Genomic DNA, 26,768 nt, shown 5'->3' on the forward strand with positions numbered 1-26,768 from the left:
AGTGCGAGCCGAGGACGTTCCTGAATCACCACAGCACGCCCAGCGCGCTCTGGTTCTCAGCCGGTATCGCGGGGAACTGCGGCAGGGGAAGGGTGCGGGCACGAAATCCGGTGTCGACTTCTTCTTCGAGGCCGGCACGATTCTGGTGCGGGAGGAGCATTTCCAGCATGTTCGCCGCATTCTCAAGAAGCTGTACCTGCTGCCCGACGAGGAACGCGAACCCGAAACGGAACCAGTGATCGCAGGTCTCCGCCTGGTCCGTCTGAGCCGTGAGCTCAATCCGGAGCTGGACACGCTCGCCGTCCTGAAGCTCATCCACACCGGTGGCGAGGTGGCGATCAATCGTCCGGCGGACGACGCCGACGATTCGGGGGACGTGGAAAGGCCGGCGGAAGGCGCTGACGATTCGGGGGATGTGGAAAGGCCGGCGGACGACGCCGACGATTCGGGGGATGTGGAAAGGCCGGCGGACGACGCCGACGATTCAGGGGATGTGGAAAGGCCGGCGGAAGGCGCTGAACCAGAACACGGCGACCGGCCTGCGGAAGGCTACCGGCCACCGGGGACTGTCAGGCGCATCGTCTTCGTCACCGGACTCGGGCCAGGTGCGGCGGCACCGAATCATCTCGTCTCCATCTCCCCCAACCGGGGCAACGGTGCCGGCTGCCCGGCCGTCGAACCTGAGCCGGTGCCGGGCGGCAGCGCACCCTATCCCGGGTACACGGCGGATCGCTGCGCCGGCGAAGGGGTGAAGGTGGTCGTCGTCGACACGGGCTTCGACAGGAAGGCGAGGAAGCGCAGCGACTGGCTGAAGGGGGTCAAGGGAGATCGTGACAAGGGCATCAAGGGCTCGCAGCTGAACGACTACGCCGGGCACGGAACGTTCATCGCGGGAGTCATCAGGTCGGTCGCCCCGCGCGCGGAGGTCCTGGTCCGGAGGGGCTTCGGTCCCGGCGGGGTGGTGCTGGAGTCCAAGCTGGTCAAGACACTGGACGAGATCATCGAGAAGGACGACCCCGATATCATCAGCATGTCGGCAGGAACCTACACGTACGACGCGGGCGGCCTGCACACCTTCGCGGTCTTCGCGGAGCGTCTCCGCCATCACAAGGGTGTCGTCATGGTAGTTGCTGCGGGCAACGACGACGACCGGAAGGCGTTCTGGCCGGCCGCGGCGCCGTACACGGTGTCGGTCGGAGCGCTGGGCACACACTGGCGAGGACGGGCCGGCTTCAGTAACTTCGGCGGCTGGGTGGATGTCTACGCGCCCGGTCAGGATTTGATCAACGCGTTTCCGGTCGGTACGTACACGTATCGCGAGCCGCCGCACGTGGTTGCCGGGAAACCGCTGCGGACCGAGGTCTTCCACGGCATGGCGAGGTGGAGTGGTACGTCGTTCAGTACGCCGCTCGTCGCCGGGCTGATCGCGGCGCGGATGTCGCGAACCGGCGAGAATGGGCGGGACGCGGCGGCCGCACTCATCGCCGAGGCCCGGCAGGCAGCACAACCCGGTGTCGGAGCCGTGCTGCTGCCGGAGTAGTCGGTTGCCTCGGGGTCGTTGGTTGCCTGGTGGTCAGCGCTGGTCGTCGTTCGGGGTCGTCTCTTCGTCCGGGACCTGGGAGTCCTCGGGCGGAGTGACGCCCAGCAGCGGACGCAGCCGCACCATCGCCTGATCGGTGAACAGACCGGCCAGGCAGCCCGTCATCATGAGCACTGTCACGCCGGCCGATGAGGTCGTGTCGTCGCCGATGCTGATCAGGCCGGTGTTGACGGCGACGACGACCACCGAGCCCAGCAGAGCCGACCAGACCGGACGCAGCAGGTACCACCAGACGAACCCTCGCTCCAGCGTCTCCAGACCGGCACGCTGGGCGAAGACCATGCTCTGATGGATGACGCTGCCGACGGCGCCCGCCGCCGCGCCGACGATCAGCAGCGACATGTTCAACGTGGTCGTGAAGTCCGGGCCCCACCAGTGCACGGTCCGGGTCGCGATGCCGGACGGCCCGGTGATCTCCTGGTCGGCCACGAGCCGCTCGGCGATGCCGTACGCCGCGATCAGACCGATCAGCGTGATGATCGCCTCGGCGAAGTTGATCGCGCCGATCATCCGCCGGGTCATCGGCTTCATCGCGGCCTTGTTCCGCGGCCGCGCAATGCCAGGACGTGCAGTGCCAGGACGTGCAGTGGCAGGACGTGCTGTGGTGGTCACTGGATCCCTCCGGTTCGTTCTCTTCCCCTCCCGAACCAGAGTCGCGAGGTCGCGCCCGGATACATGCGGATTCCTGTCCGCGCGGTGGTATCAGATCCGGCGGTTCTGCCTCCGGTTGGCATGGCCACTTCCGGGGGGAGACGGACATGGGAACGCAGCAGAACCATCGCATCAGACGGCAGCTCAGAGAGACGAACGCGTTCAGCGGTACGTCGCTCTTCTTCGGCGTCCTGTCGTCCGTCGTGTGCGCGGCGATCATTCCGGCGCTGGGCGCGGGGCGGATCGCGACCGTCATCGGCGCCGCGCTGAGCCCGTTGCTGGTGGCGATGTTCACCACGCGGGGACCAGGCTTGATCCGTACCGTCGGCATCGCGTCAGTGACCGCCATCGCTTTCGTGATCAGCCTCGGTGGGTTCACCCTGCCCGAGGCGATCGCGGGCGACGGATCACTGACCTCGGACCGCGCCGGCACCTTCGTGTCCACCAAACGGGGCCCGGCGCCGACGCCTCCGCAAGCCGGCCAGGCGACGAGACCCACGCCAGTACCTGAACCGTCGGAACCGCCTTCCTCGCCTGAGCCGCCGGAGCCTTCGCAGGCCGGCGCCGGGATCGAGCTGCCGGACCGGCGGGAGTGCCCGGAGATCGCCGTGGGCGAGGTGAAGGTCTGCAAGCAGATCGGCGTCGCGAACGCCGGGACCAAGACGGTCGAGATTGCCACCGGGGAGATGAGCGGAGCTCACGCTGACGACTTCGTGATCACCAAGCGGTGCGACGGGAGGTTGAAGCCGGGGACCGGGTGCTCGGTGCGGGTGGAGTTCCGGCCGTCCGCCGGTGGCCTTCGCGAAGCCAGTCTGACTCTGTACGTGCAGCCGGGCAACATCACGCGTGAGATCACGGTGGCCGGCAACGCGATCGACCTCGACGGTACCGAGTGAGCTCGTCAGCGGTTTCGGGAGTGGCGAGCGGTGAGGACGGCGGTCGCGGCTGCTGTGCAGGTGGCGAGCGCGGTGGTGACCAGACCGCGGTGCTGGGACGCCCAGAGTTGGTAGCTGCGTGAGGTCGAGCGGTCGTCGAAGACGCCGTGCGTGCCGTAGTCGTGGCCGTCCTTCTGGTCGGCCGGGTGCCAGAGGTTCGCGGATTGATCAGGGTCGGAGACCGAGTCGGTCTGCTGGGACTTGTAGCCGGTGCGGGCCAGGTAACGGTCCAGCAGGCCGGCGGCGAACTTGTTCGCGATCAGCGTTGCGACGGTCGGCGTACCGACCCAGTACTCGCGGCGCTGCGGGTGGTCCGCGGCGAACACCACCGCGTCGGCGGCGACCTCGGGCTGGAAGATCGGCGGCACCGGCTGCGGATGTTTGGGCAGCTTCGACAGGACCCAGGAGAACTGCGGGGTGTTCACCGCGGGCATCTGCACCATCGTGACGTGCACGTTGGACTTGTCGTGCAGCAGTTCGCACCGCAACGAGTCGTGGAATCCCTGGATCGCGTGCTTCGCACCGCAGTACGCCGATTGCAGCGGGATACCGCGGTACGCCAACGCGGACCCGACCTGCACGATCGCCCCACGGTCACGCGGCTTCATCCGGTCCAGCGCGGCGCGGGTGCCGTAGACATAGCCGAGGTACGTCACCTCGGTCGCCCGCTTGAACTCCTTCGGTTCGATCTGCGTGAACGGCGCGAACACCGAGGTGAACGCGACGTTGGCCCAGACATCGATCGGCCCGAGTTCGTCCTCGACGCGCTGGGCGGCCGCCTCGACCTGCTCGTACTCCGCGACGTCGACCGGGATGGCGAGCGCCGTCCCGCCGGCCGCCTCCACGTCGCGAGCCGCGCCGTCGAGACCTTCCTCGCCCCGTGCCAGCAACGCGACCTTGGCGCCCCGCCGGGCGAACGCGATCGCACTTGCGCGACCGATTCCACCACTCGCGCCCGTCACCACCACGACCTGCTCCGTCACGCCTTCCGCCTCCTCGACTCGATCCGGACTCGGCCCGACCGGTACCCCGATCGCCGGACCGGATGCACGGGGTTTGGGCCGGGGCACGGGAAGGCATGCGGCTGACGGAGACTGCTGACCTCTGGTGGAAGAACGCGGTGGTGTACTGCCTCGATGTCGAGACGTTCTTCGACACCGACGGCGACGGGCGCGGTGATCTGCAGGGCGTGAGTCAGCGGATCGATCATCTGGCCGAGCTCGGTGTCACCTGCCTGTGGCTGATGCCGTTCTATCCGACGCCGGACCGCGACGACGGGTACGACATCACCGACTTCTACGGGGTCGATCCCCGACTGGGGTCGCACGGCGATCTGGTCGAGCTGATCACGCTCGCGCAGGACCGCGGGATCCGGGTGATCGCCGATCTGGTCGTCAATCACACCTCCGACCAGCATCCGTGGTTCCAGAGCGCGCGAGCTTCGCGGCAATCGCCGTACCGGGGCTGGTACGTCTGGCGGGACGAACCGCCGCCGGATGCGGACCAGGGCATCGTCTTCCCGGACCAGGAGGACAGTCTCTGGCAGTACGACGAACAGGCCGGTCAGTACTACCTGCACAGGTTCTACAAGCACCAGCCGGACCTCGACATCGCCAACGCGGAGGTGCGTGAGGAGATCGAGCGAGTGATCGGGTTCTGGTCGCAGCTGGGGATGTCCGGGTTCCGGGTCGACGCCGTACCGTTCCTGCTCGACACCGCCGGCGCACTCGATGCGTCCGGTCTGCCGGATCCGCACGACTATCTGCGAGATCTGCGGGCGTTCCTGGATCGGCGGCGCGGTCAGTCGATGCTGCTCGGCGAGGTCAACCTGGCCTATGACGACGTACGGCGCTTCTTCGGCGACGAGGACGGCGACGAGCTGACCATGTGTTTCGACTTCATCGGGATGCAGCGGCTCTACCTGTCCCTGGCGCGCAACGATCCGGCCGAGCTGGTACAGGCGTTGCGATCGCGACCGGATCCGCCGGAGGAGGCGCAGTGGGGCACGTTCGTCCGCAACCACGACGAACTCACGCTGGACAAGCTGTCCGACGACGAACGCCAGGCGGTCTTCGACGCCTTCGGCCCGGCCGAGGACATGCAGCTGTACGGCCGCGGTCTGCGCCGGCGACTGCCGCCGATGCTGGGCAACGACCTTGCTCGGCTGAAGATGGTGTACAGCCTGCTGTTCTCCTTGCCTGGTACGCCGGTGTTGTTCTACGGCGAGGAGATCGGTATGGGGGAGAACCTCGCTGCGGAAGGGCGGAACGCCGTACGCACACCGATGCAGTGGACGGCCGGCGTGAACGGCGGCTTCTCGACCGCGGACCCTTCTGCCCTGGCCGCTCCGGTGACCGAGGGGGAGTTTGGTCCTGAGCACGTCAACGTGGCGGCGCAGCGGCGTGATCCGGACTCGTTGCTGAATTGGCTGCGGCTGCTGATCCGGCGGTATCGGGAGTGTCCTGAGCTGTCCTGGGGGCAATGCACCGTCCTCGAGCATCAGTCGCCGTCGGTCTTCGCGCATCGATCCGACCATGAGGGCGGGACGATCGTTGCCCTCCACAACTTCGGGATGGAACCGGCTCGGGTGACCTTGGCGGTGGCCGGCGCGGGTGTCGGCGTACGAGCGGTCGACCTCCTGCGCGACGGCACCACGGACGTCGAGGAAGACGGTGTCGTTTGCCTCGACGTGGATCCGCACGGCTCCCGCTGGCTGCGCATCATCCGGCCGGGTGACCGCTACATCCTGTGATCGCCGGCCGGATGCGCATGGATCGCCGGATCCGGGGCACCCGGAGCGCGACAAAGACCAGATCCTGGAGGAGGAGAGTCCGATGGGTGTTGGAGACAAGATGAAGAACGCGGCCGAGGCGGCCAAGGGCAAGGTCAAGGAGAAGACCGGGGACGCGACCGACAACCGCGATCTGCAGGCGGAGGGGCAGGCGGAGAAGACGAAGGCCGACCTGAAGCAGGCCGGCGAGAAGGCGAAGGACGCCTTCAAAGAGTGACAGCGCGTGATCGAACGTCGAATGGTGTTGTTGTGGTCTTGGCCTGAGGGTGGGACCTCGGGGCAAAATAAGGACCATGGAACGCGGTGAGGTGGAAGACGCGGCGGAAGCCGGCGTCCTCGACCGGGGACCTGCCCGATCGGGGATCGCCCCGGACACGGACGCGGTGGCCGATGTGTTCGCCCGCCTGGCGCTGGAACTGCATGACTCGGCGGGGGTCGAGGAGACGGTGCAGGCGGTCGTGGAGTTTGCGCTGCAGGCGCTGGGCTGTTCGCACGCCGGCGTTGCGCTGGCCGCCCGCGGTCAGCCTGAGGTTCCGGCGGTGACGGACCCGGTGGTCGGGGAGATCTACCAGTGGCAGATGGCGAGTCGCGAAGGTCCGCTGGTGGTGTCGATGCGTGAGCACAGCACTCTGCTGGTGCGAGACACCGCGACGGACGGGCGATGGCCGGACTGGGCGGCGAAGGTGCTGTCGCTGGGTGTCCGGAGCGTTCTGGACGTTCCCCTGACCACAGCGGCCGGCACAGTCGGCGTACTGGGGTTGTACAGCACGACCCCGGATGCGTTCGACGCTGACGACGAGGCGGTCGCGCACATCCTGGCCAGGCACGCGTCGGTAGCGGTGGCGACCGCGCGCAAGGAGGCGAGCCTGGCTCAGGCGGTCGACGCGCGCAAGCTGGTCGGGCAGGCGATGGGCATCCTGATGGAGCGGTACGGCGTGGACGGTGATCGCGCGTTCGCGATCCTCAAGCGCTACTCCCAGGACACCAACACCAAGCTCCGCGACGTGGCCCAGCGCCTGGTCGACACCCGCACGTTGCCGAAGTAAGACTCCGACGACCGAGCGGAGTCCGTAATCCGGTTGAGTGCCACAGGGGACTAGTGCGGTATGCCGGCATGGTGGCAAGCTTGCCCCCGGGTGGGCCTGTTGAGCAGTCAGCAGCCGAAGTGGGATTCGGGTTGTGGCTGGAGGAATGATGACCGTCGGTGGTGTCGACACGTACTACGACTACGACGAGAAGCAGTGGAAGAGCCGAAGACTCGGCGGGGGACCGATTCGTCGCGGACCGGTGTGCCCGGCCCCGAAGTCCCCGGAACACCACGAGCCGACCGGCGCCCAGAAGCCGCCCGAACCCCACAACCGGCCGCACAAGTCAACGGTCCTCGGTGGTTGATCATCTTCCCGTCTGACCACCGAGCGGTGATCTGCGACTTCCGCTGGCATGATCGGTGAACCGGTCGGCGGAAGGGATCTGGTGGAGTTCGACCTTGCTCAGGTGAATGTCGCGAGGATGCGTGCGGAGGCCGGCTCGCCTCTCGTCGGTGAATTCGTCGCGGCGCTGGATCCGGTCAACCGGTTGGCGGACCAGAGCCCGGGCTTCGTCTGGCGACTCCCGGCGGCCGAGGGGCATGTGCTGACCCACGGCCCCGGTGGCGTGCGGGATGTGGTGAACCTGTCGGTGTGGTCGTCGTACGAGGACCTGCATGCGTTCGTCTATCGCAGCGCGCACGGCCGCCTCGTGCTGAAGCGGAGCCGCTGGTTCGAGAAGGTCCAGCAGCCGTCGACGGCACTCTGGTGGCTGCCGGCCGGCGAGCACCCGACCGTCGAGGACGCCCTGGCCCGCCTCGACTACCTGCGCCGCTGGGGGCCATCCCCCAAAGCCTTCACCCTCCGCCGCCGCTACGACCCGACCGGGCTTCGAGTGTCGTGAGGTCGCGGGTTGCGAAGCGGTAGTGTTCGCAGGCTTCTTCCATCAGTACGGCGAGGCATTCGGCGACCGCGAAGGGTTCGTCGGGGTAGCCGGGAGCCGGGTTGCGGTTGCTGGTCCGGCCGAGGTCGGCGTTGGTGAGGGCGTCGACGGTACGGCGTACCAGGGCCATCCGGTCGGCGAGGACCCGGAGGACCTCGTCGTACGCCGGAGCCGCCCGGAGGTCGATGCCTAGGGCAACCGCATCCTGATCGGCGTACCACGACTGGACGACGCCGAGCGGGTGGTACGGGCGTTCCTGGTCGAGGACCGTGCGACTGAGCCAGGCGTCGACGATGAAGACGAGGTGGCGCAGGGTTTCGGCGAAGGACCATTCGCCGTCGACGCGTTCGTTCCGGGCGGCTTCGGGCAGGCGCCCGGCGCGCGCGATGGCGTCGGACCAGAGCTTCTCGATCGTGTCCCACATCGCCCGGAAGCCGTCGGCGTCCTGGATCTCGCGGAGCTGGACGCGCTCGGGATGCCGGCGGTCGAGTTCGGCGTCGACGTACTCGGTCACGTCGACTCCGTTGACGAGCAGCCGCTCGACGTACCCGGAGATGTCGACGTCGACCAGGCAGCCGTCGACGATCTTCACCCCGGACAGATCGCAGTCGGTGAAGCGGGCCTCGCGAAGATCCGCGACCCGGAACGTCGCACCGCGGAAGGCATCCGTCTCCTCGCCACCACCCGAGAACCGATGCGGGCCGTACTGAGCGTCATCCATCGCCACAGTTAACCATCGACCGACCTCAGCGGAGGCCGGCGATTTTCTGGCGGGCCGTCGTCAGGGCAGCGGCGGCGCGGCTCAGGTCGTCCTGCGCTGCCTGGAGCTGCGAGTCGGCCTCGAGCAGGACCTGGCCGGGCTTCAGGTCGTCGTCCGTCGAACTCACGTGGCCGATCAGTTCGGTCAGGTCGACGGTGCGGATCATCAGCGCCGCAGTGGCGAGAAGCGTCCGGAGTTCGTGGAGTTCGTCGTTCCACACCTGTGGTGATCGCCGGTCGGCGCCTCGGGTGCGTCCCGCGTCCACGGCGTGACGCAAGGCCGTGTTCGCCTGGTCCAGGGCCACGATCACTCCGTCTGGCCTGTCGTCACTCACCGCTGCCTCCTCATCGGCGGGGTGGTCGAGTGATCAGGGCACCAGAGGTGGACCGGCCGTGCAAGCGGTCGGTCCGAATCGTGATGGAGTGGGCGGCGTCAGCTGGGCACCCGGCCCCGGAGTCTGTCCTTCGCGCCACGCTCCACGAACAGCGGCACGAAATCCCGGATCGGGTTGGGTTCGAACTCGGGCCGGACGGCCTCGACCGCGGCCGCGACATCGTCCGCCGGGACATCAGGGAACTGCTTGCGCAGGCGCGCGACCGCCTCGGCGATCGCGCGATCCTCTTCGGACCTGTCCATTTTTCAACTGTGTGGTCGCCGGCCACGGAAAGCAACGGCGCCCCGATTACCGAACGCCGGACCTCGGATTCAGACCACGGACCGGGAGTCAGCGGCCGGTGGTGCCGTCGATCTGTTCGCGGATGATGTCGGCGTGGCCGGCGTGCCGTGAGGTCTCGCCGATGACGGACAGGATCGCCCAGCGCAGGTCGTGGGTCTTGCCGTTGCGGGTGACCGGTGCGTCCGCGTCGCCGATCGCGGCGATGATCTCGTTGCTGGTCTGGCAGGCAGCGCGATAGTCGGCGCGAAGGTCCTTCAGCGAGACCGTGGGGTCGACCTGCATCGACCGCTTCCCGCGGGTCGGCTTACGCCCGGCCACGACCTCCTCGAACCACAGCGACTCGACGAAGGTCAGGTGCTGGATCAGGCCCGCGATGTTGGTGCCGGAATCGACCGTACTGCGCCGCGCGTCCGCCTCACTGAGCCCGGCCAGCTTCTTCAGTACGCCGGCCCGCAACCCATCGAGCACCGCGCACAACTGCTGGACCTCGCCAGTCATGCCGGGAGCATAACCGCGGGGCGAACACACAGGAGACGACCTGGTCTCCTGAGTCGAACCTCCGACTCAGGACACCAGCGTGCTCTGTCGTCCCGTTTGCTTCATTCCGGGAGCTCGGCGCCGGACTGTTCGGCGACCATGTACTCGGCGTACCAGGCCGGCCAGTTCACATCGAACTCGCCGCCGTTGCGCTTCTCGTGCTCGCCGTGGGCCGTCGCCGCCCGGACCAGCGCGTCGCGCAGGTCGTCGACGGATGCGAACGAGGTCTCGTCGGACTCGATCCGGCCGGGGAGCCGGCTGGTGATCTCCTGCAGCAGCCAGCCGTTGCCGTCCGGGTCGCTGAACGTCGCGAATGAGCTGTAGCTGGCGCCCTCCTCCGCCCGCCCGCCGACGCGATCGCTGCCGTCGGTGTGGAACTGGGCGCCCGGCGCGCCGGGGTGGAACACCTCGCTCACCTCGACACCGTGGCCGGCGAGCTCGTCACGCGCCGCCTGGATGTCGGACACGATCAGGTACAGACCCTGGGCCGAGCCCGGTGTGGCCGAGGTGATGCCGGCGCCGAACTGGACCGAGGCCGGTGACCCAGGCGGGGTGAACTGGACGACCCGGAAGCCGTTGTCGAACGCGAAGTCCGCGTCTTCGCGCCAGCCGAGGTTCGCATAGAAGGCCTTCGCGGCGTCGACGTCGGTCACCGGGATGACGGTGGCCTCGAACTTGAAAGGAACCTTCCCGGGGCGCCCGTTGGCGCTCGCAACTCCGGTCGAGTCCTGGGTGGTGCTCATCTGTGCCTCCTGGATGTGTGTCTGCGTGTACAAACGATCCTCGCGCCGCGACGATTCCGTCGCACCAGGGTGACTCACTGGTGCGACCTACGTGCGACGTGGAGGAAGGTCGGACGTGAACACCGCCGCCACCCCGGGAGCCGACCATGCCTAAATCCGATCTCCTCGTCCCACTGCGCAGCCGGGCCGGGGTCGCGATCGTCGCGGCGACCGTGCTCGCGTCGGGGATCGCGTGGTACGACGCGTACGTCGTGAACGTCGCAGTGCCGGCGATCGGCAAGCACTTCGGCGCCGGTGTCGCATCGGTGCAGTGGACACTGACGGCCTATCTCCTGGCTGTCGCGTCGCTGCTGCTCCTCGCCGGTGCACTGGCCGATCGGTTCGGCCGGCGACGCGTGCTCGTGGTCGGCCTGCTCGTCATGCTCGGGGCGTCGTTCCTCTGCGCCGCTGCTCAATCGATCGGGTGGCTGATCGGTGCCCGGGCTGTCCAGGGCATCGGCGCCGCTCTCGTCGTACCGATCAGCCTGGCCTTGCTGAACGGCACACTGCGCGTCGCGGATCGCGCGAAAGGCATCGGGATCTGGGCGGGCCTGTCTACAGCCCTGAGCACCATCGGTCCGTACGGCGGCGGTTGGCTGATCGACAACGCCTCATGGCGCTGGGTGTTCCTGCTCCCACTGCCGTTGTTCGTGGCCGTGTTCGTCGTACTGCGGCATGTGCCCGAGACGACCCGTGAGCGGCCGGCGCTGTCGGTCGACGTGATCGGTGCGGTGCTCGGAGTCATCGGGCTGGGCGGCGTGATCTACGCGTTGACGGAGGGGCCCAGTGCAGGTTGGTCGAGCGCGCGCGTGCTGGTCCCGGGTCTGATCGGCGCCGTGGCGCTGATCGCGTTGCTGCCGGTCGAGAACCGCCGGCGCGCGCCGCTGCTGCGGCTCTCGCTGTTCGAGTCGCGTCAGTTCGACGCGATCAACGTCGTCACCGTCCTCGTGTACGGCGCTCTGGCCGCGGGCGGCTACCTGTTCGTGGTGAACTGCCAACTCAGTCTCGGATACACGGCCGCGCAGGCGGGGGCGGCGCTGATCCCGGCGTCGATCGTGTTCCTGCTCCTGTCGCCGTTCAGCGGTGCGCTCGTGTCTCGTCTCGGGCCGCGGTGGCTGATGTTCGCGGGGATCCTCATCATTGCGGGCGCGAACGTCCTGCTGGCCCAAGCGGCTCCCGGTTCCAGCTATGCCGGCACGATCCTCCCTGCCGCGCTGGTGCTGGGCGTCGGCCAGGGCGTGATGGTCGCGCCTCTGACGGCGGCGGTTCTCGCGGCCGTCAGCGATGCCGATCTCGGCGAAGCCTCCGCGATCAACGACGCGGCCGCCCGGGTCGGCGCACTGGCCATGATCGCCCTCGTGCCACTCCTGATCGGTGCGACGGCGGGCAGCAGCCTCGCCGACTCGCTCACCGATGGCTACCGCCCGGCGATGCTCGTCCTTGCCGGTGTCTGCGCGTTCGCCGCCGTACTGGTCGCTGTCTTCGTGTCGAACGACCGGGCCACGGCTCCCCGCCTCGCTCCGCCGGCCCCGCACCACGGCTGCGCCCTCGCCGTCACCACCGAGGCGACAGTAGGCGCAGCCAACGACCGGTGAGTTATACGCGCAAGGCCTTGAGGGCTTCGACGTAGATCTCGGAGAAGGTCGGGAAGGGCTGGATCACGTCGCGCAGTACGTCGAGGGGTACGGCGGCCCGGATCGCGAGAGAGGCCTGTTGCAGCCATTCGCCAGCCTCGGGCCCGAGGGCGTACGCGCCGGTCAGTTTCTCCCCATCGCTGAGCAAGGTGAGGAAGCCGTTCGACTCGGCGTACGCGTGGGTGTACGTGGCTGTCTTGGCGACGCCGGAGAGTGCGGCCGTCCCGCTGTACGGCGCCTCGATCGCTCCGACCGATGCGGCCTGTGGGTCGGTGTAGACGACCCGGGGGACCGCGTCGTAGTTCGCCTCGCGTGGCTCGCCGAGGATGTTGGCGGCAACGACCTCACCCTGGTACTTGCCGACGTGGGTCAGCGGCCACAGGCCGGTGATGTCGCCGACAGCCCACAGCCGCTCACCGGCGCGAAGCCGGGAGTCGACCGGAACACCGCGACGGTCGGGTGTGATGCCGAAGGTCTCCAGTCCGATCCCTTCCACGCGCGGGCGACGGCCTGTGGCCACAAGGAGCTTGTCGCCGCGCAACTCCCGGCCGTCACTGAGACTCAGCACGTAGTCGTCGCCGTCGCGCCGGGCACCGGTGATCTCGACCCCGAGGGCGAGGTCGATCCCCTCGCGGCGGAGTGACTCGCCGAGCGCTTCGCCCAGCGCCGCGGGCTCCCGGTACAGCAGGTGCCGGCTCTGGTCGATCAGCGTCACCCCACCGCCGAGGCGTCGTACGATCTGACCCATCTCAGTGCCGACCGGGCCGCCACCGATGATGAGCAGGTGGCGGGGGATTGCCTTCATGCTGGTTGCCTCGCGGCTCGTCCAGACACCGTCGAGTTCACGAAGTCCTGGGATCGGTGGGATCACCGCATCCGCGCCGTTGGCGAGTACGACGTTGCCGGCCGTGTGGCGTACGCCGTCAACCTCGACGACACCCGGTCCCGCAAGGCGGCCGGAGCCGCGGAGCAGGTCGATACCGTTCTTGGCCAGCCACTGCTCCTGACCGGCGTCGGAGTAGTCCGACACCATGAAGTCGCGCCAGGCGAACACCGCCTCGACATCCACCTCCGCGGTGGCACCGGCGTCCCGCGCGCCCTGCACGGCCTCGCCCGGACGGAGCAACGACTTGGACGGGATGCAGGCGTAGTAGGAGCACTCACCGCCGACCAGTTCACGTTCGACGACGGCGACCCGCAGGCCGCCCTCGGCCAGGGCGCCCGCGGTGTGTTCGCCAGGTGATCCGCCGCCCACGACGATCACGTCGTACTCGGTTGTCATAGTTTCGGTTCCCTCCCTCGACAGGTGCTGTCCTCCACGCTCGCTCACCGGACGACCGGGTCGCACCAGGGAGAGTCCCTGGACCTGCACTAGCGCGATGGGGGTTGCCCGGCCCGATGATGGAGGCAAGCCGAGACAACGGAGCCGACCATGAGCGACCAGGACAAGCGACCGCGTGAGCAGCCCCCGTCGGATCAGGATGAGCGATCCAACGGTTCGCAGCGGCCCGCGGACCAGCCCTGGCGCACGGAGGGGCTCCCGCCGGGCAAGCGGGGGGACAAGCCGCGACGGCCGCGCTGGCTGCGCTGGGTGGCGTGGATCGTCGGCGGCTACCTGGTGCTGTTCCTGCTGACCACGATGCAGGACCAGATGTCGGGCAGCGCGGAGACGGTCTCCTACACGGAGTTCTCGGCGCAGGTGCAGAAGGGCAACGTCTCCGAGATCTTCGCCCGGGGTGACACCATCCAAGGTCAACTCAAGAACGAGGCCCCGGTGCCGGGCAAGAGCGACTCGAAGTACACGAAGTTCACCACCGAGCGGCCGACGTTCGCCAACGACGATCTGTACGGTGCCTTGCAGAAGGCCGGCACCACGGTGAAGGCCACACCGGTGGTCCAGCAGCGCGGGGCACTGTGGAACCTCCTGATCTCGTTCGCTCCGATCCTGCTGCTGGTCGGGTTCTACATCTGGCTGTTCCGGCGTCAGCAACGCGCGGCCGGGGGAGGGTTGAGCGGTCTGCTCGGTGGCGGGCAGAAGAAGCCGGTCGACCCGCAGACCGTGCGGACCACCTTCGCCGACGTCGCCGGGATCGACGAGGTCGAGGACGAGATCTCCGAGATCGTCGACTACCTGAAGGACCCGGACAAGTACCGCCGGCTCGGTGCCCGGGCGCCCAAGGGCGTGCTGCTCTCGGGCGCACCGGGGACGGGGAAGACACTGCTCGCTCGGGCCACCGCGGGCGAGGCCGGGGTGCCGTTCTTCTCGGCCGCCGCCTCGGAGTTCATCGAGGCGATCGTCGGGGTCGGGGCGAGCCGGGTCCGCCAGTTGTTCAGCGAGGCCCGGAAGGTCGCGCCGGCGATCATCTTCATCGACGAGATCGACACGATCGGCCGGGCCCGGGGCGGCGCGCGCTCGTTCGGTGGTCACGATGAGGGTGAGCAGACGCTGAACCAGATCCTCACCGAGATGGACGGCTTCTCCGGGACCGAGGGTGTGGTCGTGCTGGCGGCCACGAACCGGGCCGACGTACTGGATGCGGCGCTGCTGCGAGCGGGGCGGTTCGACCGGACGATCACCGTCCATGCCCCGGATCGGAAGGGCCGCGAGGCGATTCTGCGGGTGCACGCACGGGGCAAGCCGTTCGCCGCGGACGTCGACTTCACCGCGGTGTCCAAGTCGACGCCGGGAATGACCGGGGCCGACCTGGCCAACCTGTTGAACGAGGCCGCTCTGGCTACTGCCCGCGATGGCCGGTCGGAGATCAGCCGCCGCGACCTGACCGACGCGCTGGAGAAGATCCAGCTGGGTACCGCTCGCAACGTCGTGATGCCGGAGGAGGAGCGACGCCGTACGGCGTACCACGAGGGCGGACATGCGCTGCTCGGCATGATTCAGGTGGGCGCGGACCCGGTCCGCAAGGTGTCGATCATTCCCCGCGGCCGCGCGCTCGGGGTGACGCTGTCGACCCCGGACATGGATCGGTACGGCTACGACGCGGAGTACCTGCGCGGTCGCATCATCGGAGCCCTCGGCGGGATGGCGGCCGAGCAGGAGATCCTCGGCGTTGTCACCACTGGTGCCGAGAGCGATCTGGAGAGCGCCACCCAGATCGCCCGTTCGATGGTCGGCCGGTGGGGTATGTCGGCGGCCGTCGGACCGGTGTCGGTGCTCCCGGTCGATGGCGACCCGCGGGCCGTCGCGTCCGAGTCGCTGCTGAACACCGTCGACGAAGAGGTACGACGCCTGATCGACGAGTGCTATCAGGAGGCCAGGCGGCTGCTGCGCGACAACCGCGATCGGCTTGAGGGCATCGCCGAGCAACTGCTCCGGCACGAGACCCTCGACGAGGCCGACGCGTACGCCGCGGCAGGCATCCCGCACGACGCCCGGGCATGACGCCGGGGCTCAGGACGGCTGCGAGACGAACAGCTCGATGGCGATCTTGTCGGGATCCTTGAGGTTCAGATGCAGGCCGAACGGACTGGCCTCGATGGTCGAGCAGGTCACCCCCTGGGCCTCGAGGCTGCGGTGCCAGGACTCCAGCTCCGCCTGCGACGGAACCTGGAACGCGAGGTGATCCAGCCCGACGTGAACCGGATCGAAGCTCTCGCCCGCGCCTTCGGGATGGTCCCGCAGCGCGATCATCACGCCGGGGCGGGCGACGATGACGAGCCGACCGGTGTCGGCCCCGGCCGAGAACACGGTCTCGGTGCCGAGCACGCGAGAGGTCAGGCTCGCACCCGGGACCGATCCGGCGCAACGGTGGCGCTCAGACGGTTCCGACCATCACGACCGGACCGCGGGCGAGCCGCAGGACGTTGTACGACGCGGAGCCGCGCACCACCCGGCGGAGCCAACCGTGACGGTCCGCACCGAGCACTGTCAGCGCGGCCGCCGGCGACTCGGCCAGGACGGCACTGTCGATCGGTCCACGGGTGAAGTCCCACTGGACGTCGACCTCCGGATAGGCCATTCGCCAGATCTGCACCGCGTCTTCGACTGACCTGCGCCGGCTCGATGCGGCGGCGTGCACGACCGTCAGGCCGGTGCCCCGGCGCCGCGCGGCGCGGAACGCGAACCCGAGCACAGCCGGTGGACCACCGTTGTCGTCGACACCGACGACGACCCGGCCCGCGGACGGCCCGACCGCGCCGTGCTTCGAGAGTCCGATCACCGCGAGGGAGGCCGTCGTACCGCGGGTCAACCGGCGCGTCAGCGTCCTTTCGAGCCTGGACCGGCGACCGTGCCCGAGAACAACGAGTGCTCTGTCGCCCTCGCGGGCCTCGGTGACCAAGGCGGTGACTTGCCTGCCCGGGAAGACGTGGGTCCTGATGCGCAGGTCCGGTGCGATCCGGCGGGCGCGGCGGACGGCCACTGTGACGACGTCCTCGGCCGATTCACGAGCCTGCAGGTCCACGGTCGGATTGCCGACCGGGTCGAGCAGACAGGGAAAGCGGAACGCGTACACGATCCGCAACCCTGATCCCCGTGCCGCCGCCTCGGCCGCGGCCCATTCCAGCGCCTCCACGTCGGTGGTGTGCTCGTCGACCAGCACGATGACCGGGCCGTTGTCCGGTCCGGACGGCGCAGAGGCGCGGTCAGCCGCCGCCTCGGCGCCTTGCCATCCGCGGAAGAGCTTCATGAGGTTGCCTCCTAGACCGTGCCTCTGTACTCCTCCAAGGTCGCGCCGCCGCCGTCCGGTCACACCAGGGGAAGACACGGGCCGAGTCCCTGGTCTGGCGGGGCACTAGGCGGGTGGGGCGGCGGCGCGGGTGAGGCTGTCTTCGATGCGTTGGAGGATTGCCAGCGCATCGGCTTGCTCGGCGGAGGTGAGGTCGCCGGTGGCGCTCTCTTCCAGGTGGGCCCAGATGCGTTCGACCTCGCGCCGTACGGACTGGCTGGCGGGGGTGGCCTCGACGATCGTGGCGCGCTTGTCGGTGGTGCTGGGCCGGATACGCACGAAGCCGGCGTTCTCCAGCCGCCGCACGGTGCGGGTCATGGTCGCGGAGTCGGAACCGAGGACGCGGACCAGTTCCGTCTGGCTCTGCGGGCCGCGCTCCCACAGTTGCATCATGACCAGTTCCTGACCGAGGCGCAGGCCGAGCGGGCGCAGCAGGTGCCCGGCGATCATCCGGTGCAACCGTGCCACTCGGACGATCGCGTTGGTCAGCGGCTGGGCCGGCATCGACGGCAGCGGTGTCTGCTCTGAAGGATTCATCGGCCTCTCACCGGGTCATTTAGCTGTTCAATCAGTTGTCACTGTACCGGACGTGGTTCAAGCGACCGTCGGGGTGTCTGGCCTGCGAAGTCAGGCGGTCAAGTGATGCAGGTCACATGGTTGACGGAAATGCCTTGAGAAGATTACCTGTTCGAACAGGTATTGGTTGCCGCGGAGGGCGGCGACCTCCCTCGAGAACGGGAGTCCGACCATGTCGATGGCCTTCGACCCGTACGACCTGGGTGGCAAGCGCCTGGCGAATCGCATCGTGATGTCCCCGATGACCCGCAGTCGCGCGTACGGGCCCGGAGCGAGTCCAACAGCGCTGACCGCGGAGTACTACGCGCAACGCGCGGGAGCCGGCCTGATCGTCACCGAGGGCACCCAGCCTTCGCCGGTCGGCCAGGGGTACCCGAATACGCCGGGACTGCACAGCGCTGAGCAGGTCGCAGCGTGGCGAACAGTGACAGACGCCGTGCACCGCGCGGGCGGCGTGATCTACGCGCAACTCCTGCACACCGGCCGCATCGGCCACCCCAGTCTGCTTCCGGACGGCCTGCGCCCGGTCGCCCCGTCCGCAACGGCCCCGCGCGGACAGGTCTTCACCCACGAAGGGCCCCAGGACTTCGTCACGCCGAAGGAGCTGACCGAGACCGACATCTCCCGCACCATCGGCGATTTCGTTGCTGCGGCCCGCAGTGCGATGGCCGCCGGATTCGACGGTGTGGAACTGCACGGCGGCAACGGATACCTGATCCACCAGTTCCTCGCGCCCAACGCGAACCGCCGTACCGATGGCTGGGGTGGCGTGGCCGAGCGACGGATCCGCTTCCCTGTGGAACTGGCATCCGCCGTGGCGGACGCGGTCGGCGCCGAGAACGTCGGGCTTCGGATCTCACCCGGTGTGCCGAACAACGACATCGTCGAGGTCGATCCCTACGAGACGTACGGCGCTCTGCTCGGACGGCTGGCCCCGCTCGGGCTGAGCTACCTGCATCTGATGGAAGGCCCGGACCGCGACCTGACCTACCGGCTGCGCAAGGAGTGGGCCGGCACGTTCATCCTCAACCCGCAGACCTTTCCCGAGCTCACCGGTCCGGATGCCCTTGACCTGATCGAGGACGGCACCGCCGACCTGATCGCCTTCGGGGCGCTGTTCCTGGCCAACCCCGATCTGCCCGACCGCCTCGTGGCCGGCGGCCCCTACAACACGCCGGACCACACCACGTTCTACGGCGGCGACCACCCCGACTACCCAACGCTCGCCTGACTGATACCAACACCCGGGAAGGTCTCGATATGCAACCCGCAGTAGAAATGCAGCCCGCAGTCAGGAGATCCGCGTGGATGATCCTGGCGCTGGCGTGTGCCAGCCAGTTCATGGTGATCCTCGACGCGTCCATCGTGAACGTCGCCCTGCCCTCGATCCAGCGAGACCTCGGCTTCAGCTCCACCGGCCTGGCCTGGGTCGTGAACGGCTACCTGCTGACGTTCGCCGGCTTCATGCTGCTCGGCGGCCGCGCCGCCGACCTGTTCGGCCACCGGCGGATGCTGGCAGCCGGGTTGTTGCTGTTCTCCGCAGCAAGCCTGGTCGGCGGTCTGGCCGCAGACCCCGCGGTCCTCGTCGCGGCCCGCATTGTGCAGGGCATGGGAGCCGCCATGCTCGCGCCGGCGACGCTGGCCGTGATCAACACTCACTTCACCGAGGAACACGCACGTGCGCGAGCGTTCGGCGCATGGTCCGCGTCTGGTGGTGTGGGTGGGATGGCGGGCGCGGTCGCGGGCGGCGCGCTGACGACCGGCCTGTCGTGGCGATGGGTCTTCCTGATCAACGTCCCGATCGGCGTGGTGCTGATCGTCGTGGCGATGACGTCGCTCGCCGGCGTACGCAGCGGCCGACGGGAATCGCTCGACCTCACCGGCGCCGTCACTGGCACGGCGGGGCTGGCCGCTCTCATCTACGGCGTCATGCAGAGCGCCGATCATGGCTGGACGTCGGTGCCGGTCGTCGTACCGATCGTGGCAGGTCTGTTGCTGCTCGCCGTCTTCACGCTGGTGGAGGCACGCGTCGCCACCCGGCCGATGATGCCGCTCCGGTTGTTCCGTCTCCGGAAGGTTGCTGTCGGCAACGGCATGCTGTTGCTGTTCGGTGGGATCGCGATCGCGATGTGGTACTTCACATCGCTGTTCCTGCAGAACGTCCTCGGCTACAGCGCACTGCGGTCCGGGCTCGGCCAAACGCCGGCGGCCGTCACGTTCGTCGTGGTCGCGCGACTGGCTTCGGCTCTGTTACCGCGGACCGGCGTACGCCGCTTGATCCTGGCCGGCAGCGCGTTCTTCCTGGCCGGGTTCGGGTGGCTTGCGCAGGCGGGTGCCGACACCGGCTATCTCACGGGCATCCTGTGGCCGACGCTGCTCGTCGCGGCCGGCATCGGGCTGACCTTCCCGACGCTGATGGCCGCGGTGACCGCTGACGTGCCCGAGAGCGACGCCGGGATCGTCGGCGGCCTCGCGAACACCGCCAGTCAGGTGGGTGGATCGATTGGTCTTGCGGCGCTCACGACCGCCGCCGGCCGGCCGGCGTCCCTCGCTGACGGTTATGACCTGGTCTTCCTCGTCGCCGCCGCGCTCGGCGCGGCCATCGCGGTGGTCAGCGCCCTGCTGCCGCGTCACCAGCGTCTGACAACTCCAGTCGCATCCGGACCTTCGGATCCTCATCCGCGATGACGACGAATCCGAGCCGCTCGTAGAGAGCTCTGGCCCGATTCGCCTTCAGAACATGGAGTTCTGCCGCGGCGGCTCCGCGCCCCCGAGCCGCCGCGAGCAGGTCCCGCAGAATCCGCGACCCGAGCCCGGCCCCCTGGAACCGCGGCAGAATCTCGATCCGCCCGATGGAGAAGACGGTCGGCGCGTCAAACCCGGCGTCGACGACACCGGCCTCCACCTCGTCGACCAGTACGATCCGCAGCCGATCAGGCGCGAACGACCGCTCATGCAACCCGCGCTGCACCGTCTCGTCCCAAGGCCCCCACGTAGCCTCGACGACCTCACCCATGGCCGCCCGATGCAACTCATACACAAAGGCGTCGTCTTCGCCGGTCGCCGGCCGGAGCCGATACCCGTCAGCCTCTTGCACCATGCCCCCACCCTAAGACTCGCGGGCGGCTCGGCTTTACGGGACGACGGTTACGGGCCAGCGGGCGTCTCGGACGAGACGGGTGGCCAGGGATCCGATGAGGCGGTGGCCGGCTTGCATGGAGGCGCCAACGACTACTGCGTCGACGCGGAGTTCGTCGGCGAGGCGGACGAGTTCGAGGTAGGGGTTGCCGTGGCGTTCGTGGAAGGTGACGTGCAGACCGAGGGCTGCCGCGTTGCGGTGCGCCTCTTCCCGCAGTTCGTCGACGACGCTGACCTGGGATTGGCGCTGCAGTTCCATCAGCTGCGGGTTCAGCAGGCCGCCTCCGGCCGGGACGTGGACGAATAGGACGATCACCTGCGCGCCTTGGCGCCTGGCCAGCCCGGCGGCGTACGACCCGGCCCGCAGAGACGTCTCCGTCCCGTCGACTCCGACCAGGATCGACCGAGGACCATCGGTGCCGAGCTCGAACATCCCCATACCGTACCGACTCTGACTGTTGCTGCCGGCAAGTGCGGCCGGAGTCAGGCGGCGAGGAGGGACCAGCGGGGATCTTGGTCGGGCCAGTGGTTGATGAGGGCGTCGACGGCGAGGTCGTGGATGGCCGGCTGGAGGATGCCGAGGTCGGTCGTGCTGTCGAGGACCTGGAGGTACGTCGCGACGGACGCGATCGGCAGGGTCAGCGCGGTCGGTGTCACGGAGTCGGCGACGTCGCGCATGTCGACCAGGGTGAAGGCGCCGACGAGGATCGCGCCCTCGAGTCGTAGCTGGTTGGCGAAGGCTTCCAGGGCGGTGCCCTGGGAGATGGCGTCGTCGACGAGCAGGACGCGCTTGCCGGCGACGGAGGCGCCGCGGACGCGTGGCTCGTTGTCTTCGTGCCCGACGTAGCCGGGCTTGCGGACGAACGCGAACGGCAGATCGGCGGCGAGCGCGACGGCGGCCGCAAGCGGGATGCCGCCGGTCTCGGCGCCGACGACGACGTCCACGTTCAGCTGGTGGGCGTACGTCGCACCGGGCACGGCGAGATCGCGCAGCAACCGCGCGTCGCCGTACGCGTTCTCGATGGAGAGCGGGTGCAGGGGGAGCCGGGTCTTCATGTCCCAGTGCGCGATGCCCGGGCGGACCAGGCCGGGCGCGGCCGCGAGCCGGCTGATGAGGTCGGTCGGTACGGCGGCAGTCAGCCGAGCGGCGTCCGCCAGGTCACGGAGTTGCACACGGTGCGTGTTCGCCAAGGGTGCTGCGGTGAGCTGCGAAGTAGTCATGACAAGAACATCGCGCGGCTGCCGTCCCGTCGCCCCTGTGGTAGTCCCTGGTGACCACCCCAGGGACTGGTCTTGTTGCAGTTAGCGGGAGCGCGGGGAGTGCGGCTAGCTGGAAGGTAGGTAGGGCGCTTGCCGGGATGATGTGTCGGGCGCCCGGGCGGAGTGTTGCCAGTATGAAGGCTCCCTGGGACATGCGTAGAACACTCCGCACCGTCGTGGCCGTGACCGGAGTCGCAACCGCGATGACGGCCGGGCTGGTCGCCTGTGGAAACAACAAGACCTCCTCGACCGGCGGTGCCCCGCCCGCGAACACGAAGGTCGGCATCCTGCTGCCCGACACGGCGTCCTCGCCGCGCTGGGTCTCGGCGGACCCGAACGAGCTGAAGTCGCAGTGTGCGGCCAACAAGCTCACCTGTTTCATCGACAACGCCAACGGCAGCGCGACCACGCAGCAGTCGCAGGCGCAGGCTCTGATCAACGCCGGCGTCGGCGTGCTCCTGGTCGTGAACCTGGACTCGGGCTCCGGCAAGGCGATCGAGGCTCTCGCCCAGCAGCACAACGTCGTCACGATCGACTACGACCGGCTCACCGCCGGTGGCACAGCGTCGTACTACGTTTCCTACGACAATGTGAAGGTCGGCGAGGACCAGGGCACGGCGCTGACCCAGGCCCCGCAGGTCAAGGACAAGAGCGCGGTCAACTACGTCGAGATCGACGGTGCGCCGACCGACAACAACGCCACGCAGTTCGCGCAGGGCTACAACTCGGTCCTGTCGAAGCAGCCGGGCTGGAAGAAGCTCGCCGACCAGACTGGTAACTGGGATGCCGCCACTGCGCAGACCGTGTTCACCACGATGCTCGGCCAGCACCCCGACATCAACGCGGTCATGGTTGCCAACGACACCATGGCGCAGTCGGTCATCAACGTGCTGAAGTCCCAAGGTCTCGCCGGCAAGGTCGCGGTGTCCGGGCAGGACTCCACCGCCGGCGGTCTCGACAACGTGATGGCGGGAACGCAGGCCTTCACCATCTACAAGCCCGTCGCCGGTGAGGCGGACGTGGCGATCAAGCTGGCGGGTCAGATCCTGGCCGGCCAGAAGCCGACCGCGCCGACCACGGTCAAGGACCCGACGAGCGGTCGCGCCGTCCCGGCATACCTGGCCGACCCGACCGTCATCACCAAGGCGAACGTGGCCAAGCCGGTGACCGACGGCTACGTGACGGCCGCGGCCGTCTGCCCCACCCCCGCGCTGGTCCAGCTGTGCGCGGCCAACGGCATCAAGACCCCGTAATGGCCGGCGTACCCACCTTGGAACTGCGTGGCGTCGACAAGTCCTTCGGACCGGTCCACGTGTTGTCATCGGTCAACCTCACCGCGCTCAGCGGTGAGGTGACCGCCCTTGTCGGCGACAACGGCGCGGGCAAGTCGACCCTGATCAAGTGCATCGGTGGCATCCATCGCATCGACGCGGGAGAACTGGTCTTCGACGGTACGCCGCAGGTCGTCACCGGCCCGCGGGACGCCGCGCAGTTCGGCGTCGAGATCGTGTACCAGGACCTGGCGCTGGCCGACAACCTCGACATCGTCCAGAACATGTTCCTCGGCCGCGAGAAGGTCACCGGCCTGCACACGCTCGACGAGAACTCGATGGAGAAGCTGGCGCGACAGGCGTTGAACTCGTTGTCGGTACGGACCGTCCGGTCGGTACGGCAGCGGGTGGCGAGCCTGTCCGGCGGCCAACGGCAGACGGTGGCGATCGCCAAGTCGGTGCTCTGGCAGTCGAAGATCGTCATCCTGGACGAGCCGACGGCGGCGCTCGGCGTCGCGCAGACCGAGCAGGTGCTCGGCCTGGTCCGCCGGCTCGCCGAGCAGGGCGTGGCAGTGATTCTGGTGTCGCACAACATGAACGACGTGATGGAGGTCGCCGACTCGATCGGCGTCCTCTTCCTGGGCCGGATGGCGGCGCAGGTCAGGCGCGAGGACGTGACCCAGACGCAGGTGGTCGAGCTGATCACCGCCGGCCGTTCGGGCGACCTGGGACTGTCCCGCGAAGAGTCGACCGGAGCGGCGATATGAGCGCCCAGACAGATCACCTCGTCAAGCCGGACAGCGCGGAGCCGGTCGAGGGATTCGGCGCATTGAGTGCGTACATCCGCGACTATCTCGGCCGCGTCCGCGGCGGCGAGCTGGGCTCCATCCCCGCGATGGTCGGCCTGATCGTGATCACCGTCGTGTTCGCCGTGGTGCACCAGGGCTTCCTGAGTGCCTACAACATCGAAGCACTCGTGATCCAGGCGGCGCCGATCATCGTGATGGCGATGGGCCTGGTCTTCGTCCTGCTGCTCGGCGAGATCGACCTGTCCGCCGGCACGACCGGCGGACTGTGTTCGGCGATCATGGCCGTGCTGATGATCCGGCACGGTGCGCCCTGGTGGCTCGGACTCCTGATCGGGCTGGGTGTGGGCGTCCTCATCGGTCTCGGGATCGGCTGGCTGCGCGCCCGGGTCGGCGTACCGTCGTTCGTCATCACGCTGGCGACGTTCCTCGCGTTCCAGGGCGTCACGCTGATTCTGATCGGCGGCCAGGGGGCGGTGACGCTGCCCGCCGACTCGCCGATCATCAAGCTGGAGAACAGCTTCGTGCCGTTGTGGCTGGGCTGGGTCCTCTGGGCGTTCTTCGTGATCGGGTACGCCGCTGTCAAGGTCAACGACGCACTCGGACGCCAACGCTCGGGGCTGTCCCGGCCGCCGTTCACCGTGATCGCGGCGAAGGTGGTCGTCCTGGCCGCGCTCGGTGCGGCGTTCACGTACGAGATGGGGATCAACCGCAACCTGTCCGCCAACGCGTTCTTCAGCAACAAGGCGCAGGGCATGCCGTGGGTCGTCGTGCTGCTGGTGATCCTGTTCGCCGGCTGGCACTTCATCCTCAGTCGTACGCCGTACGGCCGGCATCTGTACGCCGTCGGCGGCAATGAGGAGGCGTCGCGGCGCGCGGGCATCGTGGTGTCCCGGATCCGGATCTCGGTGTTCGCCATCTGTTCCGGCATGGCGGCCGTCTCCGGGGTCGTCGCGGCCTCGCTGCTGCAGTCGGTCCAGTCGAACGCCGGAGCCGGCAACACCCTGTTGCTGGCCGTCGGTGCCGCGGTCATCGGCGGTACGTCGCTGTTCGGTGGGCACGGCCGGGTCATCGACGCGGTCCTCGGCGGACTGGTCGTCGCGGTCATCATCAACGGCATGAGCGACCTGATCCAGGGCGCGAACTCGGCCGGCTACGAGTGGATCGTCACGGGCGCCGTACTGCTGCTGGCCGCCGGATTCGACGCGGTCGTACGCCGGACGCGGGCTAGCTGAGCAGGGACGGAATCATGGACGGATCCGGTTGTCGGGACGCGACCAGGTCGGCTGAGTCTCGGTGCCGGATTCGAGCGGAAGGTCCACCAGCAGCGTGGTACCCACACCGGCCGGGCTGTCCACCGAGATCGTGCCACCTAGCGCCTCGACCCGGTCGGCCAGCCCGATCAGCCCCGTTCCTTGATCAGGCATCGCACCACCGATGCCGTCGTCGCGGACCGACAGGTGCAGGCGACCCTCGCTGACCCGGGCGTCGATCCACAGCGCCGATGCGTCGGCGTGTTTGACCGTGTTGGCCAGCGCTTCCGACGCCACGTAGTACGCGCAGACCTCCACCGCCTCGGGGAGCCGGGCAGGGATGTCCACTGTGAGCTCAGACGGCACGGGGCTGCGGCGAGCGAGCGCCTTGAGAGCAGGACCGAGGCCGCCCTCGGTCAGGATCGCCGGGTGAATTCCCCGGGACAGCTCCCGCAGTTCGTCAGTCGCGTTGGTGAGCTCGCGGGCGGCGTTGGCGAGCTGGGCGCGGACTTCCGGGTGGTCGGGCGGCACCGCCGCCTCGCCCGCCCGGAGCTGGAGCGCCAGCGCCACCAGGCGCTGCTGCGTGCCGTCGTGCAGGTCGCGTTCGATCCGCTGACGGGCGCGATCGGCAGCCGCGACGATGCGTGCGCGCGAACCGGCCAGATCCCGCTGTGCCTGCTCCACGGCCGCGGCCATGGCGTTGAAGGTCCGCTGCAGCACGCCCATCTCGCCGACACCGTGGTCGGACACTCTGGCTCCGAGATCGCCGGCCGCGAGTCGCTCGGCCATGGCGGCGGTACGGCGTACCGGGTGAAGGATGCTCCGGTTCAGATACCAGGTGAACAGCGCCACCAGCAGGACCGATCCGGTCAGGCCCGCGGCTGCGGCGAACATCGCGCGGCCGGCCGCGTCGCGCGCACTGTCCTGGCGCGTCATCGCCAGTTGCTTCTCGGCGTCCAGCAGTTGATCGAACTGCGCCCGCATCGCGTCGACCCGTTGCCTGCCCTCTGTGGTCGCCGGCAGGACGTCGATCGACGCCCGATCCCGCCTGGCGGCGGCGACGAGCGGTACGGAGTAGTCGTTCAGGTACGACGTCCCGGCTCGGGTGAGGGCCTCGGCCCGCTCGTGCTGTTCGGCGTTGTCGGCGACGAGGTTCTCCAGGTCGGCGGCCTGCTGCGCGAACTGCGCGCGGCCTTCCACCCACGGCTGCAGGAACTGCTCGGATCCGGTCAGCAGGAACCCGCGCTGGCCGTCCTCCATCTCGACGATGAGCCGCTCCAGCCGGTTCGCGGCGACCAGCACGTCCTCGGACTGTTGCGCCCGTCGCTCCAGGCTGCGCAGTTCGGTGACCGAGGAGAGCAGTACGGCGAAGGCTGCGGCGATGATCACGGCGAGCAGAACGCTGGCGGTGATGATCCGGACGCTCAGGCCGAGACCCCTCATCAGTC

The 26,768-nt window shown here is 68.6% G+C and carries 29 protein-coding genes; 14 read left to right on the top strand and 15 right to left on the bottom strand.

The window, feature by feature from the left end; translation table 11 throughout:
- Window position 1: 1 nt before the first annotated feature.
- Window positions 2-1,540, top strand: coding sequence for a S8 family serine peptidase (locus ACIBG5_RS31595; protein WP_396395157.1), 1,539 nt, complete (start codon window positions 2-4; stop codon window positions 1,538-1,540).
- A gap of 33 nt (window positions 1,541-1,573) precedes the next feature.
- Here the strand turns inward: ACIBG5_RS31595 and ACIBG5_RS31600 are convergent, their stop codons facing one another.
- The gene (locus ACIBG5_RS31600) at window positions 1,574-2,131 is read right to left on the bottom strand and encodes a hypothetical protein (protein ID WP_396395159.1); all 558 of its coding nucleotides are present in this window, start codon (window positions 2,129-2,131) and stop codon (window positions 1,574-1,576) included.
- A 227-nt stretch (window positions 2,132-2,358) separates the two neighbouring features.
- Here ACIBG5_RS31600 and ACIBG5_RS31605 point away from each other — a divergent pair, with 227 nt between their 5' ends.
- Window positions 2,359-3,147: a hypothetical protein gene (locus tag ACIBG5_RS31605; protein WP_396395160.1), complete on the top strand. Its 789-nt coding sequence runs from the start codon at window positions 2,359-2,361 to the stop codon at window positions 3,145-3,147.
- A 5-nt stretch (window positions 3,148-3,152) separates the two neighbouring features.
- On the opposite strand, the gene ACIBG5_RS31610 is transcribed toward ACIBG5_RS31605, so the two are convergent.
- On the bottom strand, window positions 3,153-4,169 hold the full coding sequence (locus ACIBG5_RS31610) for an SDR family oxidoreductase (protein ID WP_396395161.1): 1,017 nt from the start codon (window positions 4,167-4,169) through the stop codon (window positions 3,153-3,155).
- Window positions 4,170-4,264: 95 nt separating this feature from the next.
- Here ACIBG5_RS31610 and ACIBG5_RS31615 point away from each other — a divergent pair, with 95 nt between their 5' ends.
- From ACIBG5_RS31615 to ACIBG5_RS31635, 5 genes are all read left to right on the top strand, one after another.
- Window positions 4,265-5,938 (top strand): alpha-amylase family protein, encoded by a 1,674-nt coding sequence (locus tag ACIBG5_RS31615; protein WP_396395162.1) that lies wholly within the window; start codon window positions 4,265-4,267, stop codon window positions 5,936-5,938.
- A gap of 82 nt (window positions 5,939-6,020) precedes the next feature.
- Complete coding sequence (locus tag ACIBG5_RS31620; RefSeq protein ID WP_396395163.1) at window positions 6,021-6,194, top strand: CsbD family protein; 174 nt, start codon at window positions 6,021-6,023, stop codon at window positions 6,192-6,194.
- A gap of 76 nt (window positions 6,195-6,270) precedes the next feature.
- The gene (locus tag ACIBG5_RS31625) at window positions 6,271-7,023 is read left to right on the top strand and encodes a GAF and ANTAR domain-containing protein (protein WP_396395164.1); all 753 of its coding nucleotides are present in this window, start codon (window positions 6,271-6,273) and stop codon (window positions 7,021-7,023) included.
- 148 nt (window positions 7,024-7,171) lie between these two features.
- Complete coding sequence (locus ACIBG5_RS31630; protein ID WP_396395165.1) at window positions 7,172-7,369, top strand: hypothetical protein; 198 nt, start codon at window positions 7,172-7,174, stop codon at window positions 7,367-7,369.
- 48 nt (window positions 7,370-7,417) lie between these two features.
- Window positions 7,418-7,906 carry a DUF3291 domain-containing protein gene (locus ACIBG5_RS31635; RefSeq protein WP_396395166.1) on the top strand — a complete coding sequence of 163 codons (489 nt, stop codon included), beginning with the start codon at window positions 7,418-7,420 and terminating at the stop codon, window positions 7,904-7,906.
- On the opposite strand, the gene ACIBG5_RS31640 is transcribed toward ACIBG5_RS31635, so the two are convergent.
- The 5 genes from ACIBG5_RS31640 to ACIBG5_RS31660 form a co-directional block, all read right to left on the bottom strand.
- Complete coding sequence (locus ACIBG5_RS31640) at window positions 7,860-8,666, bottom strand: DinB family protein (protein ID WP_396395167.1); 807 nt, start codon at window positions 8,664-8,666, stop codon at window positions 7,860-7,862. The genes ACIBG5_RS31635 and ACIBG5_RS31640 overlap by 47 nt on opposite strands.
- 25 nt (window positions 8,667-8,691) lie before the next feature.
- A complete protein-coding gene (locus tag ACIBG5_RS31645; protein WP_396395168.1) occupies window positions 8,692-9,039 on the bottom strand; it encodes a hypothetical protein in 348 nt (115 codons plus the stop codon).
- A 98-nt stretch (window positions 9,040-9,137) separates the two neighbouring features.
- On the bottom strand, window positions 9,138-9,341 hold the full coding sequence (locus ACIBG5_RS31650) for a three-helix bundle dimerization domain-containing protein (RefSeq protein ID WP_396395169.1): 204 nt from the start codon (window positions 9,339-9,341) through the stop codon (window positions 9,138-9,140).
- 88 nt (window positions 9,342-9,429) lie between these two features.
- Window positions 9,430-9,879, bottom strand: coding sequence for a DinB family protein (locus ACIBG5_RS31655; RefSeq protein ID WP_396395170.1), 450 nt, complete (start codon window positions 9,877-9,879; stop codon window positions 9,430-9,432).
- A gap of 101 nt (window positions 9,880-9,980) precedes the next feature.
- Window positions 9,981-10,661, bottom strand: a complete 681-nt coding sequence (locus ACIBG5_RS31660) for a VOC family protein (RefSeq protein WP_396395171.1) — start codon at window positions 10,659-10,661, stop codon at window positions 9,981-9,983.
- A gap of 146 nt (window positions 10,662-10,807) precedes the next feature.
- Here ACIBG5_RS31660 and ACIBG5_RS31665 point away from each other — a divergent pair, with 146 nt between their 5' ends.
- Entirely contained in the window at window positions 10,808-12,295 is a 1,488-nt protein-coding gene (locus ACIBG5_RS31665) for a DHA2 family efflux MFS transporter permease subunit (protein ID WP_396395172.1), read from the top strand.
- Window position 12,296: 1 nt separating this feature from the next.
- Here ACIBG5_RS31665 and ACIBG5_RS31670 read toward each other — a convergent pair whose 3' ends face one another.
- The gene (locus ACIBG5_RS31670; protein WP_396395173.1) at window positions 12,297-13,616 is read right to left on the bottom strand and encodes a dihydrolipoyl dehydrogenase family protein; all 1,320 of its coding nucleotides are present in this window, start codon (window positions 13,614-13,616) and stop codon (window positions 12,297-12,299) included.
- A 150-nt stretch (window positions 13,617-13,766) separates the two neighbouring features.
- On the opposite strand from ACIBG5_RS31670, the gene ftsH reads away from it, so the two are divergent.
- A complete protein-coding gene (gene ftsH, locus ACIBG5_RS31675; protein WP_396395174.1) occupies window positions 13,767-15,731 on the top strand; it encodes an ATP-dependent zinc metalloprotease FtsH in 1,965 nt (654 codons plus the stop codon).
- Window positions 15,732-15,740: 9 nt separating this feature from the next.
- On the opposite strand, the gene ACIBG5_RS31680 is transcribed toward ftsH, so the two are convergent.
- The 3 genes from ACIBG5_RS31680 to ACIBG5_RS31690 form a co-directional block, all read right to left on the bottom strand.
- Window positions 15,741-16,055, bottom strand: a complete 315-nt coding sequence (locus ACIBG5_RS31680) for a VOC family protein (RefSeq protein ID WP_396395175.1) — start codon at window positions 16,053-16,055, stop codon at window positions 15,741-15,743.
- Between the two features lie 49 nt (window positions 16,056-16,104).
- On the bottom strand, window positions 16,105-16,977 hold the full coding sequence (locus ACIBG5_RS31685; protein WP_396395176.1) for a universal stress protein: 873 nt from the start codon (window positions 16,975-16,977) through the stop codon (window positions 16,105-16,107).
- Between the two features lie 105 nt (window positions 16,978-17,082).
- On the bottom strand, window positions 17,083-17,553 hold the full coding sequence (locus ACIBG5_RS31690) for a MarR family winged helix-turn-helix transcriptional regulator (RefSeq protein WP_396395177.1): 471 nt from the start codon (window positions 17,551-17,553) through the stop codon (window positions 17,083-17,085).
- A gap of 211 nt (window positions 17,554-17,764) precedes the next feature.
- Here ACIBG5_RS31690 and ACIBG5_RS31695 point away from each other — a divergent pair, with 211 nt between their 5' ends.
- Both ACIBG5_RS31695 and ACIBG5_RS31700 read left to right on the top strand, forming a co-directional pair.
- Window positions 17,765-18,823, top strand: coding sequence for an alkene reductase (locus ACIBG5_RS31695; protein WP_396395178.1), 1,059 nt, complete (start codon window positions 17,765-17,767; stop codon window positions 18,821-18,823).
- Window positions 18,824-18,900: 77 nt separating this feature from the next.
- A complete protein-coding gene (locus ACIBG5_RS31700; protein WP_396395179.1) occupies window positions 18,901-20,280 on the top strand; it encodes an MFS transporter in 1,380 nt (459 codons plus the stop codon).
- Here the strand turns inward: ACIBG5_RS31700 and ACIBG5_RS31705 are convergent.
- Genes ACIBG5_RS31705 through ACIBG5_RS31715 form a run of 3 tightly spaced genes read right to left on the bottom strand, consistent with a single transcriptional unit; the run spans window position 20,204 to window position 21,951 of the window.
- Window positions 20,204-20,692 (bottom strand): GNAT family N-acetyltransferase, encoded by a 489-nt coding sequence (locus ACIBG5_RS31705; protein ID WP_396395180.1) that lies wholly within the window; start codon window positions 20,690-20,692, stop codon window positions 20,204-20,206. The genes ACIBG5_RS31700 and ACIBG5_RS31705 overlap by 77 nt on opposite strands.
- 33 nt (window positions 20,693-20,725) lie before the next feature.
- A complete protein-coding gene (locus tag ACIBG5_RS31710) occupies window positions 20,726-21,163 on the bottom strand; it encodes a universal stress protein (RefSeq protein ID WP_396395181.1) in 438 nt (145 codons plus the stop codon).
- Between the two features lie 50 nt (window positions 21,164-21,213).
- The gene (locus tag ACIBG5_RS31715; RefSeq protein ID WP_396395182.1) at window positions 21,214-21,951 is read right to left on the bottom strand and encodes a phosphoribosyltransferase family protein; all 738 of its coding nucleotides are present in this window, start codon (window positions 21,949-21,951) and stop codon (window positions 21,214-21,216) included.
- Between the two features lie 221 nt (window positions 21,952-22,172).
- Between ACIBG5_RS31715 and ACIBG5_RS31720 the strand changes: the two genes are divergently transcribed.
- The 3 genes from ACIBG5_RS31720 to ACIBG5_RS31730 are packed head-to-tail and all read left to right on the top strand — an operon-like array spanning window position 22,173 to window position 25,302.
- Complete coding sequence (locus tag ACIBG5_RS31720) at window positions 22,173-23,243, top strand: sugar ABC transporter substrate-binding protein (protein ID WP_396395183.1); 1,071 nt, start codon at window positions 22,173-22,175, stop codon at window positions 23,241-23,243.
- Complete coding sequence (locus ACIBG5_RS31725; RefSeq protein WP_396395184.1) at window positions 23,243-24,028, top strand: ATP-binding cassette domain-containing protein; 786 nt, start codon at window positions 23,243-23,245, stop codon at window positions 24,026-24,028. Before ACIBG5_RS31720 ends, ACIBG5_RS31725 begins: the two co-directional genes overlap by 1 nt.
- Entirely contained in the window at window positions 24,025-25,302 is a 1,278-nt protein-coding gene (locus tag ACIBG5_RS31730) for a sugar ABC transporter permease (RefSeq protein ID WP_396395185.1), read from the top strand. The genes ACIBG5_RS31725 and ACIBG5_RS31730 overlap by 4 nt, the downstream gene beginning before the upstream one ends.
- A 12-nt stretch (window positions 25,303-25,314) precedes the next feature.
- Here the strand turns inward: ACIBG5_RS31730 and ACIBG5_RS31735 are convergent, their stop codons facing one another.
- Window positions 25,315-26,763 (bottom strand): CHASE3 domain-containing protein, encoded by a 1,449-nt coding sequence (locus tag ACIBG5_RS31735; RefSeq protein ID WP_396395186.1) that lies wholly within the window; start codon window positions 26,761-26,763, stop codon window positions 25,315-25,317.
- Window positions 26,764-26,768: the final 5 nt, after the last annotated feature.

The organism is Kribbella sp. NPDC050241 (genome assembly GCF_044459685.1).
Lineage (GTDB): Bacteria > Actinomycetota > Actinomycetes > Propionibacteriales > Kribbellaceae > Kribbella.

Excerpts from the sequence above, each read along its gene's own strand:
- ACIBG5_RS31600 (WP_396395159.1), bottom strand. The coding sequence starts at position 2,131 with ATGAAGCCGATGACCCGGCGGATGATCGGCGCGATCAACTTCGCCGAG.
- ACIBG5_RS31605 (WP_396395160.1), top strand. The coding sequence starts at position 2,359 with ATGGGAACGCAGCAGAACCATCGCATCAGACGGCAGCTCAGAGAGACG.
- ACIBG5_RS31615 (WP_396395162.1), top strand. The coding sequence starts at position 4,265 with ATGCGGCTGACGGAGACTGCTGACCTCTGGTGGAAGAACGCGGTGGTG.
- ACIBG5_RS31620 (WP_396395163.1), top strand. The coding sequence starts at position 6,021 with ATGGGTGTTGGAGACAAGATGAAGAACGCGGCCGAGGCGGCCAAGGGC.
- ACIBG5_RS31625 (WP_396395164.1), top strand. The coding sequence starts at position 6,271 with ATGGAACGCGGTGAGGTGGAAGACGCGGCGGAAGCCGGCGTCCTCGAC.
- ACIBG5_RS31630 (WP_396395165.1), top strand. The coding sequence starts at position 7,172 with ATGACCGTCGGTGGTGTCGACACGTACTACGACTACGACGAGAAGCAG.
- ACIBG5_RS31635 (WP_396395166.1), top strand. The coding sequence starts at position 7,418 with ATGATCGGTGAACCGGTCGGCGGAAGGGATCTGGTGGAGTTCGACCTT.
- ACIBG5_RS31640 (WP_396395167.1), bottom strand. The coding sequence starts at position 8,666 with ATGGATGACGCTCAGTACGGCCCGCATCGGTTCTCGGGTGGTGGCGAG.
- ACIBG5_RS31650 (WP_396395169.1), bottom strand. The coding sequence starts at position 9,341 with ATGGACAGGTCCGAAGAGGATCGCGCGATCGCCGAGGCGGTCGCGCGC.
- ACIBG5_RS31655 (WP_396395170.1), bottom strand. The coding sequence starts at position 9,879 with ATGACTGGCGAGGTCCAGCAGTTGTGCGCGGTGCTCGATGGGTTGCGG.
- ACIBG5_RS31660 (WP_396395171.1), bottom strand. The coding sequence starts at position 10,661 with ATGAGCACCACCCAGGACTCGACCGGAGTTGCGAGCGCCAACGGGCGC.
- ACIBG5_RS31665 (WP_396395172.1), top strand. The coding sequence starts at position 10,808 with ATGCCTAAATCCGATCTCCTCGTCCCACTGCGCAGCCGGGCCGGGGTC.
- ACIBG5_RS31670 (WP_396395173.1), bottom strand. The coding sequence starts at position 13,616 with ATGACAACCGAGTACGACGTGATCGTCGTGGGCGGCGGATCACCTGGC.
- ftsH (WP_396395174.1), top strand. The coding sequence starts at position 13,767 with ATGAGCGACCAGGACAAGCGACCGCGTGAGCAGCCCCCGTCGGATCAG.
- ACIBG5_RS31685 (WP_396395176.1), bottom strand. The coding sequence starts at position 16,977 with ATGAAGCTCTTCCGCGGATGGCAAGGCGCCGAGGCGGCGGCTGACCGC.
- ACIBG5_RS31690 (WP_396395177.1), bottom strand. The coding sequence starts at position 17,553 with ATGAATCCTTCAGAGCAGACACCGCTGCCGTCGATGCCGGCCCAGCCG.
- ACIBG5_RS31695 (WP_396395178.1), top strand. The coding sequence starts at position 17,765 with ATGTCGATGGCCTTCGACCCGTACGACCTGGGTGGCAAGCGCCTGGCG.
- ACIBG5_RS31700 (WP_396395179.1), top strand. The coding sequence starts at position 18,901 with ATGATCCTGGCGCTGGCGTGTGCCAGCCAGTTCATGGTGATCCTCGAC.
- ACIBG5_RS31705 (WP_396395180.1), bottom strand. The coding sequence starts at position 20,692 with ATGGTGCAAGAGGCTGACGGGTATCGGCTCCGGCCGGCGACCGGCGAA.
- ACIBG5_RS31710 (WP_396395181.1), bottom strand. The coding sequence starts at position 21,163 with ATGTTCGAGCTCGGCACCGATGGTCCTCGGTCGATCCTGGTCGGAGTC.
- ACIBG5_RS31715 (WP_396395182.1), bottom strand. The coding sequence starts at position 21,951 with ATGACTACTTCGCAGCTCACCGCAGCACCCTTGGCGAACACGCACCGT.
- ACIBG5_RS31725 (WP_396395184.1), top strand. The coding sequence starts at position 23,243 with ATGGCCGGCGTACCCACCTTGGAACTGCGTGGCGTCGACAAGTCCTTC.
- ACIBG5_RS31730 (WP_396395185.1), top strand. The coding sequence starts at position 24,025 with ATGAGCGCCCAGACAGATCACCTCGTCAAGCCGGACAGCGCGGAGCCG.
- ACIBG5_RS31735 (WP_396395186.1), bottom strand. The coding sequence starts at position 26,763 with ATGAGGGGTCTCGGCCTGAGCGTCCGGATCATCACCGCCAGCGTTCTG.